Genomic DNA, 13,096 nt, shown 5'->3' on the forward strand with positions numbered 1-13,096 from the left:
CAAGTCCGGTTTTGGAGGACCAGCTCAAGAGGTGACTCTTGAGCTGAGTCTAACTATCCGCAGATTTAATATTATATAATGATTGAATCATCGGCTGTATCTTCTACCAGTTCGGCAATTACCGTAATTCCTCCTACCGTTTTATCACCGATGTTTACCCTTACTTTGGCTGTTAAGGGCAAAAACACATCTACCCGTGAACCAAATTTTATAAACCCGAACTCTTCCCCCTGACTTACCTCCTGCCCTTCTTTTACATACCACACAATCCGCTTGGCTAAGGCTCCGGCAATTTGCCGCATCAGAATTTCCACTTCATTCTTCGCTTTTACTACAATGGTTGTCCGTTCATTCTCCGTACTGGACTTGGGGTGCCAGGCTACCAGGTATTTTCCTGCATGGTATTTAAAGTATTTTACTACACCTTCTACCGGATTGCGGTTGATATGCACGTTTACCGGAGACATAAAAATAGAGATTTGCCGGCGTTTATCGTTAAAATATTCTGTTTCAACCACTTCTTCAATGACTACCACTTTGCCATCTGCCGGTGCAATTACCAGGCGTTCATCCAGGGTAACTTTTCTTCGGGGGCTTCTGAAAAACTGCAGAATCAGGAAATAAAAAAGCACACTAAAGGTGAGAAAGGCATACTGAAAGGTAATATTATTTGGGGCATAGTAATAGATAATTATATTAATGGCAGTTAATATAACCAGTAAAACCAATAATATCTTGTATCCTTCTTTATGAATGGTCATGAGTAATAATTACTTTGGGCTCTAAAGATAATGAGTTTATACATAAAACCGCAAATGGTTATCTGTATAAACTCATTATTGCATTGCCGGGTTACCAGAAGAATGCGTATTATCGAATGACGAATGAATAACAGCCTATAATTCATCACTATTCATTCGTCATTCTTAATAGCCTCCTCGGAACTTATATGTTTTGGATACTTTGTCGATAGCAACCAGATAGGCGGCAATCCGCATAGGAACTTTGTATTGGAGGGAAGCAGCATATACTTTATCAAACGCCTCTTTCATAATCCGGTCGCTTCGGCGGTTTACGCGCTCTAGTGTCCACTTGTAACCCAGGCGGTTTTGTACCCATTCAAAATACGAAACTGTAACACCACCAGCATTGGCCAGAATATCTGGCACAACCATAATGCCTTTTTCATTGATTACATGGTCGGCATTTGCAGACGTTGGTCCATTGGCTCCTTCTACAATCAAGCGGGCCTGTATATTGGCTACATTGGCCATAGTTATTACATCTTCTTTAGCGGCAGGAACCAGTACATCTACTTTGGCCCCTAATAAATCTTCATTGGAGCACTTCTCTGCATTTTTATAGCCTTCCAGCGTACCTTTATTTGTATCGCGGTACTGGATGGCTTCGGCAATATCAATTCCATTGCTATTGAAATAAGCTCCGGAAATATCACTGATAGCCAGTACTTTTACGCCTCTTTCATACAACAAAGAAGCTGCATGCGAACCTACATTCCCAAACCCCTGAACTGCACAGGTAGCCTTATAGGGGTTAATTTTCAGCTTTTCCATAGCTGCCAGGGCAGACACCATTACTCCACGGCCCGTTGCCTCGGTTCGCCCCAAAGAGCCGCCCAATACTAAAGGCTTACCTGTTACAACGGCATTTACGGTCATCCCTTTGGCTTTGGAATATTCGTCCATTAACCAGGCCATTTCACGAGGGCCGGTTCCCATATCTGGTGCCGGAATGTCTCTGTCCGGACCAAAAATATCCAGCATGGCAATAGTATACGTACGGATCAACCGTTCAATCTCCCCGGTAGACATCGCCCTGGGATTACAGGTGATTCCTCCTTTTGCTCCCCCATACGGAATATCTACTACAGCACATTTCCAGGTCATCCAGGCAGCCAGGGCACGTACCTCGTCCAGATTTACATCCATATCCAGGCGGATACCTCCTTTAGCTGGCCCCAGAATGTTCGAATGAATTACCCGGTAACCTTCAAAAACCCGGATAGTGCCATCATCCATGGTAATAGGCAGACCAACAATCACTTGCTTAGCCGGTACTTTTAATATATAATACATTTGTTCGTCTATACCCAAAAGCTGGGCTGCCAGGTCGAATCTTGACATCATAGACTCCAAAGGGTTTTCTTTATCCTTGATCGGAGCCGGTTCAATATATCCCATAATTTCGCGCTAAATAATTTTAATAGTTTGTTGAATTTGGTTGCGAATGTATACGTAAATGTAGAAGATTCCGGCATAATCGTATTACAAAACAAAGATTTTTCTTGACAAAAAATAGAAGCTGGTATACAATACCGAATGTTTGAATAGCTGAACTGTTAAAAGGTACAACTGCTCAAAAACAACCTAGTATACGCCATATTCTTTACGATATAAGGCGATGAATATCTGATAGACTTTACTTGTATTTTGATTCTGAAAGGGTTGTTTTTATGCTCATAAAGCAATCTGAAACAACGGAAGAGGAGATAAGTTTTCGTAGGCTGGCCGGATAGCTGCCAGATCGGTGCCGTGTTTCTTGATGAAGGCATTATAGGCTTGCGCCTGCTTATCGTAATTAATCCGGTTGAACAAGGTTTGATTGTCGGCTTTCTCTATGCTTTCTTTTAATTCTCCACATAAAGCACAGCTATCAAATCCTGGCGTACTGGCACCCAGGCTATAAACACCAGTTTTGAGGCTATCTGATTTTGCATCATAGGCATCAATAATGGCTGAACTGAGGGCAGCAGGCGTGGTATACCGCATCTGGCTAAGTGCTGCCTGCTCTTTTAGCAGGGAAGCGTGTAAGGGTTTGTTGTAATTTTTTAAAGTAGCTATCTGCTCTAACAAGTCTTTCAAGCTTTGCTCTTTCAGTTGGTCAGACTCAACTAATACTTGCCAGGCCTGGTTTACACTATCGTTTAAGACGATTAATTGTGTCTGTAGACTATCCGTATTTACCTCCGTATTTTGTGCTTTTTGACGGTTTTCGCAAGAGCAAATAAGCCCTACAAGCAGAAGCAATAAACCAACCGGAAAAACTCTTACCATAGCTTTTTTAATAAAATCAGAAATTTGCTTAGTCGACGTAAGAACTATAAAGTATAGATTCTATAGATAGTAGAACAATTTTACCAAAATATAGTATAGATACCTATGCTCTTACCAGAAAAATCAGCAGGAGCAACAGAGAATCATGGAACTAGAGGAAGTAGCAGTGGGAACTATATCTCCGGAAGCTTTTGCCAAGGAGACAGGCCTACGATACATTACAGATAATAAGCCAGGCTTTGGCCGCATCAAAAAGAAAGATACCTACATTTATATAGATACTGCCAATAAAGAGATTACTGATCCGAAAGTAATAGACCGCATTACTAAACTACGTATTCCGCATGTATGGGAAGGGGTGTGGATTTGCCCTACTGCCAACGGACATTTGCAAGCCACTGGTTTTGACAGTAAAAACCGGAAACAATACCGGTATCATGCAAAATGGCAGTCGGCTAGAAACCTGGATAAATTCAGCAAAATGCTGCCGTTTGGGAAAAAACTATCTCAATTACGTCAGCAGCTTGACCACGATCTGGCAGAAAAGCAATTTACCAGAAATAAAATATTAGCTGTGGTCGTAAGCCTGCTGGATAATACCTTGATCCGGATTGGGAATAAGTGTTACGAAAAGGCCAATAAATCGTATGGGTTAACTACCTTACGGGATAAGCATGTGAAAGTGCAAGGCAAAGATGTAAAGATTTCTTTCGTTGGAAAAAAAAGTGTATGCCAGGAAGTGATTCTTACCGACAGGCGTTTGGCTACACTTGTAAGAAAATGCAAAGAGATACCTGGCTACGAGCTTTTCCAATACTATGATGCCGAAGGTAACCGCCATCCGGTTAGTTCAGAAGATGTAAATGGCTATTTGCGGGAAAACACTGGCATAGATCTAACAGCCAAGGATTTCCGGACCTGGGGAGGTTCCATTACAGCCATACAACATTTGCTTGCCGAACCCCGGCCGGAAGCGGAGAAAGAGATCCAAAAGAAAATGACGGAAACAGTAAAATTAGTAGCTTCTAAGTTGGGTAATACAGCCGCCGTCTGCCGCAACTATTATATCCATCCACTAGTGCTGGAAAGCTATGCCTCCGGCGATTTAGAAAAAATAGCTAAAAGCAAAGGAAACACCCGAAACAAAGAGTTTCAGGAATTAGGGGATGAGGAGATTGTCTTTTTGAAACTATTGGAAGAAGTAGCAGGACAATGATTTGAATCAAAAGTTTATCCTAAGAAAAGAAGCAGAGATTCTATGTATCTCTGCTTCTTTTCTTAGGAAATGTTTATTCTATACTATAGATTTTACTACATTAAGGCAAGGCAAAAGCAACATAACTGTCTCCTTTTTTAGCACCTAGTTTTGTACCCCCGCAAGCGATTACTACATATTGCTTTCCATTTACTTCATAAGTACTAGGCGTAGCAAAGCCAGCTGCAGGAAGTTTTGTTTCCCACAAGAGTTTGCCGGTTTTCTTGTCGTACGCCCGGAATTTTTCATCTTTGGTGCCTGCAATAAACAACAAACCACTCGCCGTAATTACCGGGCCTCCATAACTTTCAGAACCAGTTTGCTCAATGCCTTTGGCTGTCAGTTCAGGATATTCACCGAAAACAGTTTTCCATACATACTCACCAGTATTCAGGTTAATAGCATTTAAAGTTCCCCAGGGCGGCGCAACAGCCGGATATCCTTTTTTATCCAGAAACTTCGTATAGCCTGAGATGCGGTAAGGTACTTTGGGCGTTTCCTTTTTATCTGCCACTAATCCTGGTTCCTTTACTTGCTTTAGTCCGGCTTCTTCCTGAGCTTCGCCGAATAAGAAAGCGACTAGTGCCTGCTTTTCATCAGCCGTTAACTGGGTAAAGGCTGGCATCATCCCTTTGCCACTCGTAATAACATTCATAACATGGTCTCGCTGCCGCTTGCTGCTAATATCAACCAGAGATGGAAATCCACTGGCGGCATTTCCCTGCCGTTCGGCACCATGGCAGGCAGAACAATTGGCGGCATATACTCTGGCTCCTACACTCACAAATTTTGTTTCATCCACTGGTTTGTTTTCATTTAAGGCAAGCAACCAGGCCATTTCACTGCTGTTCAAATACATAATTCCATCCGGGTCAACGGCTGCTCCTCCCCACTCTGCTCCCCCATCTAACCCTGGGAAAATAATAGTTCCTTGTCTACTTAATGGCGCAAAAGGCCCTTCTGAACGGCTTTCCCGGAACACAGCCAGCATAGAATCACGGTTTTCCAGATAAGGACTTAGCTCTTTTTCAGTTACCTGCTGACGGGCATAAGGGGCCGGTTTTGTAGGAATAGGTTGTGTAGGCCAGGCTTCTTCTCCCGGTATATCGGAAGCAGGCATCGGCTTTTCTTCAATAGGGAAAAGAGGCGTTCCATTCTCCCGGTCAAATACAAATACATATCCCTGCTTAGTTACCTGAGCTACGGCATCTATTTTTTTCCCATTCCGGGTAAGGGTAACTAAGTTAGGTGGGGCGGGCGGGTCACGGTCCAGTATATCGTGGTGAACAAACTGGTAATGCCACTTTCGTTGGCCAGTGCGGGCATCTAAGGCTAATAAACAATTGGCAAATAAGTTGCTGCCATTCCGGTTTCCTCCATAAAAATCGAAAGCCGCAGAGCCGGTCGGCACAAAAACAATACCCCGTTTCCGGTCAACAGCCATTCCTGCCCAGTTGTTGGCGGCACCTACTTCTGTATTTTTGTAGGTATCCTTGGGCCAGGTATCATAGCCATATTCGCCTGGCTGCGGAATGGTCCGGAATGCCCATGCTAGCTTACCAGTAACTATATTGAATGCCTGTACATTACCCAAGGCAGCATCCGAACCTTCCGACAGGCGCAAGGGCATAATAATTAGATCTTCGAAAACAGTACCCGGCGTATTGGAAATGACCATTTTTGTAGTAGCTGTTTCACCTAATCCGGCTTTCAGGCTGGTGCGGCCCTGGTCACCAAATGAGGCAATAGGTTTGCCGGTACGTGCATCCAGTGCATAAAGCCAGGGACCATTTGTAAATAAAATCCGTTTATCATTGCCTCTTTCCCAATAGGTAAGACCGCGGCTAGTGCTTAACCCGCTACCTTTAGCTGTATCTTGCCTGCGCCAGATTTCCTGACCGGTAGCTGCATGTATAGCAAAAGGCTGGGTCTTGGCAGTCATTCCATATAACACGCCATTTACTATAATAGGATTGCACTGGATCTGACCAGAATCCTGGGTATGATATTCCCATACTTTTGACAATTTGCTTACATTACTGGCATTGATCTGGGTAAGCGTGGAATAATGGTTGCGGTCCGGCCCGCCCAGGTACTCAGGCCATTCCCGGTTTGGAGCTACCGCTTTTTCTGGCCACATTAAGGCAGTAAGTACGCCACCAACACATAAGAAACTAATTATTAGAATAATCCGCTGCATAGAATATCTCCAAAAAATACTGCTGATAAGATGAGAGGTAAATTAAATAAAATTATACAATTCCTTTATTTTTTTATAGATGCTACCTCTTTTTTGTTTGAAACTGTTGATTGGGTTCTTTCCAGAAAGGCAAGCAAGTCGCGCATGTCGCTGACAGTAAGCTGTTTTTCCAGGCCATCGGGCATAAGCGATTTTTCACTCATTTTATAGTCTTCAACTTCTTCTTTACCAAATGAAACAAAGCCTCTGCTTTGGGTGTAGAGTTCAATGCTATTGTCACCCACATCAATCTGCCTCCCCTGGTATACTTCTCCGTTTTTCAGATGTACATACCACCCCTGGTATTCCGGACTGACTTCTCCGGAGGGCTGTAAAATAGATTGTATCAGTTGATTCCGTGATTTGGATTGCCCTGTATTTGTAAGATCTGGCCCCAGGTTACCTCCTCTGCCCTTGACAGCATGGCACACTGAACACATAGATTGTAAGGAATACATTACTCTATACCCTCGTGCAGGAACACCACCTGAACCAACCGCTTTTTGCCATTCTTCCGGAGAGACAGGCCGTTTTATAGCTATTTTTGTAGAATCTAGTGAAGCAAGTGCCAGACCAATTTGTTCCTGCAAAGCTTCTTCTCCTTTACCCAATGAATCGTTTATTTGCTCAAATGCTTGTTTAACTCCCTCACTAGCCAGCCTGGTGCGCAAGTACCTGGCTGCTTCTATCCGTATATCCATTTCCGGATTTTGGAGCAAAGTAATTACCTGGGTAGCCATATCCGGCGGCTGGCGGGCTAAGGCCAACAATGCCCATGCACGTATAATACTAGATTCTGTACTGGTGGTAGCTACTTTCAGCAGCTGCCGGGCAATGTCTTCTCCTGGGATAGCCGCCAGCGAACGCAATACCTCAAGCCGTAGCTGGCTGTTTTTTTCCGTATTCAGCAGAGCAACCAGAACTGATGCTTGTTCCCCAGGATTTTCCAGATGCTGTATGGCAAGTGCCCGCAAAGAAGCAGGCCTGGATTTGTCTTGTATAAAGGTCTCAATAAATTCAGGAGGCAACTCCCGTTTAATGGATTTTGCATAGGGCTCTGTACGCTGACTGTAGGCCTCTATATATTCTGTATTAAGATGGCGTATAGTTTCCAGGTACGTTTCAAACAAAACAGGAGTGGTTTCCCTGGCAGATATAGCTTTGTCAATCAAGGGTAGCATTTCTTTTAACCCAGCCTGCCCAGCCCAGATGAGGGCCCTCTGTCTGACTCTAGCATCAGCATCAGTAAGCAGGCGGCGCACTACAGGAACCGGCTTTGAGTAGCCAGATCTTTGTAAGGCAATAGCAGCGCCTAAACGCACATCTGCATCCGAATGCTGGGTAGCCTCTATAGCCTGTTGTCTGAATGCTGGGTTGGCAAGTTTGGTTACAGCTGCATGCTGAATAAAAGGGTCTTTTGAACGTAAAGCTTCTGTTAGTTCTGATATATCCTGGGCGGCATAGATGGCTTGTAAGGCTTTACTTTCTGGATCTGGTAGTGGCTGAGAGTATGGCAGGCGTGGCTTTAGTACTGATTCACTTTCCCGGGCAGATAATTTCCAGATACGGCCTTTTCCATGATTCGGATACTCACGTAATACCCAATCCGTAATATAAATATTTCCTTTTCTATCGGCGGCAAACGCTACTGGCCGGAACTGCTGATCTCCTTCTACGATTACCTCTGTCGTGCCTTTTACTGAAACACCCTCTGGTTCAAAACCAATCCGGACTATTCGGCTTTCTTCCCAGATGGTGCTTAACATCTGATTCTGATAATCAGTTGGTAAAGCTGTAAGGTTTGCATCTAATAAGCCGGAAGGTGCTTCGCCTAAACCCACCACATAAGGCAAAGTACCAGGCAATTCGCCATTCCAGGCCAGATACGGATGAATGCCACTGTTCCCATACCTGGATTGATACCCATAATCGCCTCCAGGAACGATATGCAACAGGCGGTTTGGCCCACGGCTATCCGGATCGTTATCGGCAGCTAGTAACCTACCCCGGCTATCGAATTTAAGATCCACCGGATTCCAGAAACCAGTGGCCACCTCTTCCAGTTTCGTGCCATCCGGGCGGGCACGTACAATGTTTCCACCATCTCCGTAGCCACTTACCGAGGAAAAATCTGTTCCTTGCATCTTCCAGGCGGCACTTCCCGTGTTTCCCCGGGATATATACATCCAGCCATCATGCGAGAAAGTAATGCCCAACAGTGCAGCATGTGCATACACTTTTTCGGGCTGGATAAGTTCTACTACTTTGGTCCGTCCTTCACTTACTCCATCTTTATTGTAGTCAAATAAAACCCATACAGCTTTGGAAGTAACTACAAATAAATTTCCGTCCGGAGCAAAAGCCATGTTCAGCCCTTCTTTTAACCCATCAGCAAAAACAGCTATTTTATCTGCTTGGCCATCATTATTGGTATCTTCAAAAAGTTTCACCCGGTCACTACCCGGACCGGCGTAGTTTTTTGGCCGTAAATGGGTATGCGATTCGAGAACAAATATCCGGTTGAGGCTGTCGATAGCAATTCCTATAGGAGTGACTATATCCGGATCGGCAGCATATAAACTCAACTCAAGCCGCTTGTCGAGAACATTGGGTACGGCAATTTCTGTTTTAGTTGAATTATTTTCAGAAGTATTCTCTCTGCCACAAGCAAACAGAACTATAGATAGTAACAACAGAGGCTTAGCTAGACGTAAAATAGGTTTTGGGGATATAAACATGGGATAGATTTTCAAGCATAAACACCTTTGCTGCCATTACCTATCTGGATTACTCCAGGCTAGTGCCGAACAAAGAGCTTCTAAAAGCTGCACTTGTGTGGTTTAGCGTTCGTATTTCTGGAAAAGCTGATAGGCTTTTTTTAATTCCTGTTGTTTTACTTCGTTGTTTTCATTAAGTACCATCTCGACAAGCAAATATCCTTTAAAGCCATAACTCAACATTTTCTCTACCACAGCCGCATTATTGGTAACTCCTTGGCCAAAAGGAACTACTTTGTGTATGCCTTTACGTTCAGTCTCCTTCAGATCTATATGCAAAATGCGGGAATGGAAACGGTTCACTACCTCCATCAGGTCTACATTGGCCCCATCGAAATGAGCATTATCCATACACATACCTACATTAGGAGATGCAATGGCACTAAATATTTTATCGTAGTCTTCGATGTTTTCGATATTGTTGCTGGCATGATTTTCTACGAGAATCAGCATATCCATTTCTTCGGCTGCGGGAGCAATTTCTTTGAGCACTTGTATCACTGCTTCCAGGCCACCTTCCGTACCCCTTCCGGCTCCGGTAAATTTTACCCGTTTACAGCCTAGTTGCCTGGCTGCTTCCATATTCCAAAGCTTATGGGCTACATCTTTTACAATATTTCCTGCAGCGCCAAACGAGCTTCCTTGCACACAAACAGGCTTTACTTTATGCTGCTGACACCGCTGCCGGATGCTGCGAATACCATCAGGTGTAAGATTGCGGCCGTACCAACAGTTAAATTCTATATTTTTGTAAGGAAGGTTGGGAATGATGTTGAAGGCATGTTCAAAATTCTCATCGCCAAAGCCATCGCAGGTAATCGTAGCAATTGCCAGTTCCACTTTTTTCTGTTTAGTTTCTTCTGCAAGCGTTCCTGATTTTACGACACTTGGGTTCACCATTGGTATACTGGCTAATCCCAAGCTGGCAGTCTTCAGAAAATCTCTCCGGGAGTTTTCATACGTCATAAGGTAACACAATAATAGCGGCTATGTGCTACAATTTACAAAAAAAATTATATTTCAGACATACTTCAATTACTCGTATTCTTTATAGAAGTATACCTGTTTAATTGTGCCCTCCTTAAAAATTGAAGGTTATATATCTATGACCTTTAACGGCTGGCAGAAAACATCTGCTGATAATGGGTAGAGGGTTCTAAAATACCTCCGCTGCGCTGATAATACTCTTGGTTGAGCTCGAATACACCATTCTTTGCCTGGGTCCAGGAGGCTCCGGCTGCCGGATGATAGGTCTGCATCTTTTTCCAGTTGAGGTAGTTCATATCACCGTTGGTTTCCATCATCCCCATATCCAGACCGGGAAAAGGGAGCAGGCGGGCAGCCAGGTTTTTGTTCCAGTCTATTAGAATAGGGTTTACGGTGAGGTCGGCACAGAAGCATGGCACCTGGCGCTGATGGGCAAGTCTGGCTATTTTCATAGAAAGACTTAATGTTTTGGCTATCCCTTTCAATACCATCCCTTTATAGCCTTGTTCCAGCCGCCGCAGCGCATCCTTTTCATCATGTATACTTTCGTCGGCTGTAATAATAACCCCTGTATCGGCTACCTCTTCTTCGTTGCTTTCCGCCAGTGGTTCTTCTATCAGCAAAATCTGATTGAATGCACCTATTTTTTTGGCATGGTCCAGAAACCGCATCAAGGTTTCTTTTTTCTCATAGCGGCCATTCGGGTCTATTGTGTAGATGAGTTTGCCGTTTTTGGTCTGGCTGGTAGGGCTATCTTTTAAGGCTGTATGGATCTGGGTTAGCCTATCCATATCTTTCTGCAACATTTCTGACTGGGTGCCTGGCTGGCCACTCTTAATTTTAATTACAAAATACCCTTGTTGCGCAGCCTTTTTAATTTCTTCTACCGGCATTCCATAGGGTACCTGATACATAATAGCAATTTTGTTGTTATGATATGCCAATGCCTGGCGGTAATCCTGTGGAATTAGATTGTCAAAATTTTTAACCTTATTTTCAGCAGCGTATAAGAGCCAGGCGGCATTATCTACACTTATTAAAGCATTGTATACAAAGTTAGGATTCAAATCTTTTTTCCCGGTTATCTTCTGCCCTTCTGCCATTACCTGTGGCAATAACTTATCAATTAAATCTATAGGTGTGGTAAAAGGTATTTCTTTGGATAACTGCAAGGCCTTTTCCGTTAAGGCATACATAAAGGCATTACCCCCGGCTTCAGAGTGGCGGGCGAACAAATCGGCATCTCCATATAGCACACTTTGGGTACCTAAGCCTATTCCCTGCTGCCCCAATTCTGACTCCAATAAGGCAACAGCTTGCCATAACTCAGTTAGAAAGCCGCCTTTAAACCCAAATGGACGAATCAGTTTTTCCCGTTCAAAATTTGAGGCTGTGCGGGTTATCCGGATGGTTTTGGGCGAATCTGTGGGAGTAGGCATAAATAGTTGTTGTGGTTGCAGATGTGTCATAGCTGCTATGGTTCCTATATTTTGTACAAAATTTCTTCTATTCATATATTAAAATACCTATATGTATGAGTTACCTATTCAAGTATGAGTTGAAAAGATAAAAAATAAAGCGTGGATTTTATCTATCCACGCTTCAAAAATACAAATGCTAGGAGCTTCTGTGTTATTTATACTTAGGGGTATGTTTATCTGAAAAGTTTGCGGAAACCTTATTCCAATTATCTATTAGTTGGCTTCTGCTTTTATTTAGTTGATTATTTGCTGTATTGAATGAATTTACTGAAGTATTTAACTCATTAATGGCCTGATTGTACTGATTTACATCAGCCTGGGTACGATCTTTTTCACGTTTCGCTTCAAAGGCTTTTTTTATTTTAGTAAAGTTTTCTTCTTTCAGGTAATACTCGGTAATGGGAGCAATCTTGCCGCATTCATCCCGGTAAAATTCCAACATCTGGCGGCAGGCTGTCAGCAAGGTTCTGTCTCCATTGAATGCAGCCATTGTATCTAGTTTGGCCAGGCCTTCCTGAGCATATTTATGTAAAGTGCTCTTGTTCTGCTCTATTCCATTGATATTCTTTTTTTGTATGGCATCCATCAGGTATAACTCTTGTTTATAGCTTTTGAAAAATACCAGGTAAACCATATTATTATAGGCAGTTACTTTCCCGGCTATTTTCACCTTCTCCGACAGTTCGTCTTTGGTTTCTACCAAGTTTACATGGTGCTTGCCCGCAAATTCTTTTTCCAGCGTTTTTAAACTATTGCTAGCTTCTTTTATTTTGTCTTCGGCAATTTTTTGTGCCAGTAAGTAAGCTTCCATGGCATCATACGACTGCTCAGCTACTTCTTCCAGATTCATAATCTTACCATAATCGTCGTTCAATACGTGATAGGATGTTAGTAGAAACTTAGCGGTGGAGTCCCGTAAACTTTTATCCCCTTCATAGGGAGCCATACTGGCAATTTTTCTCCTGGAATCTGTCATTGTTTTCATTAGCTCCTGACGGCGGCTTTCTACCTTCCGGGCACTTTTTCCATGCGCCACGGCACTCGTATAGCTCATGAAGTCTTTCATAATTTCGCGTTGCTGATCACCAATGTAGCTCATATAAGAGCCTGCATTAGCCATACCTTGGGCTTGTAAAGATGCATGAGCTGCAAAACACAACAGCAAAGAAATAGTAAACAGAAATTTTAAACAGTGTAAAGGGTTTTTCATAAAGGATAAGAAATAAATACTTGTTAAAGAGAATGAACTGCAGGTAAAACTTTTCGACTAGTAACTGATTTTT

9 protein-coding genes are annotated in these 13,096 nt (G+C 43.2%); 1 reads left to right on the forward strand and 8 read right to left on the reverse strand.

Annotated elements, in window-relative coordinates:
- Positions 1 to 71 precede the first annotated feature (71 nt).
- From Q0590_RS18455 to Q0590_RS18465, 3 genes are all read right to left on the reverse strand, one after another.
- Complete coding sequence (locus tag Q0590_RS18455) at positions 72 to 761, reverse strand: phosphatidylserine decarboxylase family protein (protein WP_302039067.1); 690 nt, start codon at positions 759 to 761, stop codon at positions 72 to 74.
- Between the two features lie 165 nt (positions 762 to 926).
- A complete protein-coding gene (locus Q0590_RS18460) occupies positions 927 to 2,201 on the reverse strand; it encodes a Glu/Leu/Phe/Val family dehydrogenase (RefSeq protein WP_302039068.1) in 1,275 nt (424 codons plus the stop codon).
- A 276-nt stretch (positions 2,202 to 2,477) separates the two neighbouring features.
- The gene (locus Q0590_RS18465; RefSeq protein ID WP_302039069.1) at positions 2,478 to 3,074 is read right to left on the reverse strand and encodes a hypothetical protein; all 597 of its coding nucleotides are present in this window, start codon (positions 3,072 to 3,074) and stop codon (positions 2,478 to 2,480) included.
- Between the two features lie 145 nt (positions 3,075 to 3,219).
- Between Q0590_RS18465 and Q0590_RS18470 the strand changes: the two genes are divergently transcribed.
- The gene (locus Q0590_RS18470; protein WP_302039070.1) at positions 3,220 to 4,290 is read left to right on the forward strand and encodes a DNA topoisomerase IB; all 1,071 of its coding nucleotides are present in this window, start codon (positions 3,220 to 3,222) and stop codon (positions 4,288 to 4,290) included.
- Positions 4,291 to 4,390: 100 nt separating this feature from the next.
- Here the strand turns inward: Q0590_RS18470 and Q0590_RS18475 are convergent, their stop codons facing one another.
- The 5 genes from Q0590_RS18475 to Q0590_RS18495 form a co-directional block, all read right to left on the reverse strand.
- Positions 4,391 to 6,529 carry an outer membrane protein assembly factor BamB family protein gene (locus Q0590_RS18475; RefSeq protein WP_302039071.1) on the reverse strand — a complete coding sequence of 713 codons (2,139 nt, stop codon included), beginning with the start codon at positions 6,527 to 6,529 and terminating at the stop codon, positions 4,391 to 4,393.
- A 65-nt stretch (positions 6,530 to 6,594) separates the two neighbouring features.
- Entirely contained in the window at positions 6,595 to 9,306 is a 2,712-nt protein-coding gene (locus tag Q0590_RS18480) for a PVC-type heme-binding CxxCH protein (RefSeq protein WP_302039072.1), read from the reverse strand.
- 102 nt (positions 9,307 to 9,408) lie between these two features.
- Positions 9,409 to 10,311 (reverse strand): sugar phosphate isomerase/epimerase family protein, encoded by a 903-nt coding sequence (locus Q0590_RS18485; protein ID WP_302039073.1) that lies wholly within the window; start codon positions 10,309 to 10,311, stop codon positions 9,409 to 9,411.
- A gap of 146 nt (positions 10,312 to 10,457) precedes the next feature.
- A complete protein-coding gene (locus Q0590_RS18490; protein WP_302039074.1) occupies positions 10,458 to 11,801 on the reverse strand; it encodes an enolase C-terminal domain-like protein in 1,344 nt (447 codons plus the stop codon).
- Between the two features lie 163 nt (positions 11,802 to 11,964).
- Positions 11,965 to 13,023, reverse strand: a complete 1,059-nt coding sequence (locus Q0590_RS18495; RefSeq protein WP_302039075.1) for an LIC11966 family surface protein — start codon at positions 13,021 to 13,023, stop codon at positions 11,965 to 11,967.
- Positions 13,024 to 13,096: the final 73 nt, after the last annotated feature.

This window comes from Rhodocytophaga aerolata (genome assembly GCF_030503435.1).
Lineage (GTDB): Bacteria > Bacteroidota > Bacteroidia > Cytophagales > 172606-1 > Rhodocytophaga > Rhodocytophaga aerolata.

Coding starts and splice junctions, on each gene's coding strand:
- Q0590_RS18470 (WP_302039070.1), top strand. CDS start 3,220: ATGGAACTAGAGGAAGTAGCAGTGGGAACTATATCTCCGGAAGCTTTT.
- Q0590_RS18490 (WP_302039074.1), bottom strand. CDS start 11,801: ATGACACATCTGCAACCACAACAACTATTTATGCCTACTCCCACAGAT.
- Q0590_RS18485 (WP_302039073.1), bottom strand. CDS start 10,311: ATGACGTATGAAAACTCCCGGAGAGATTTTCTGAAGACTGCCAGCTTG.
- Q0590_RS18460 (WP_302039068.1), bottom strand. CDS start 2,201: ATGGGATATATTGAACCGGCTCCGATCAAGGATAAAGAAAACCCTTTG.
- Q0590_RS18480 (WP_302039072.1), bottom strand. CDS start 9,306: ATGTTTATATCCCCAAAACCTATTTTACGTCTAGCTAAGCCTCTGTTG.
- Q0590_RS18495 (WP_302039075.1), bottom strand. CDS start 13,023: ATGAAAAACCCTTTACACTGTTTAAAATTTCTGTTTACTATTTCTTTG.
- Q0590_RS18475 (WP_302039071.1), bottom strand. CDS start 6,529: ATGCAGCGGATTATTCTAATAATTAGTTTCTTATGTGTTGGTGGCGTA.
- Q0590_RS18465 (WP_302039069.1), bottom strand. CDS start 3,074: ATGGTAAGAGTTTTTCCGGTTGGTTTATTGCTTCTGCTTGTAGGGCTT.
- Q0590_RS18455 (WP_302039067.1), bottom strand. CDS start 761: ATGACCATTCATAAAGAAGGATACAAGATATTATTGGTTTTACTGGTT.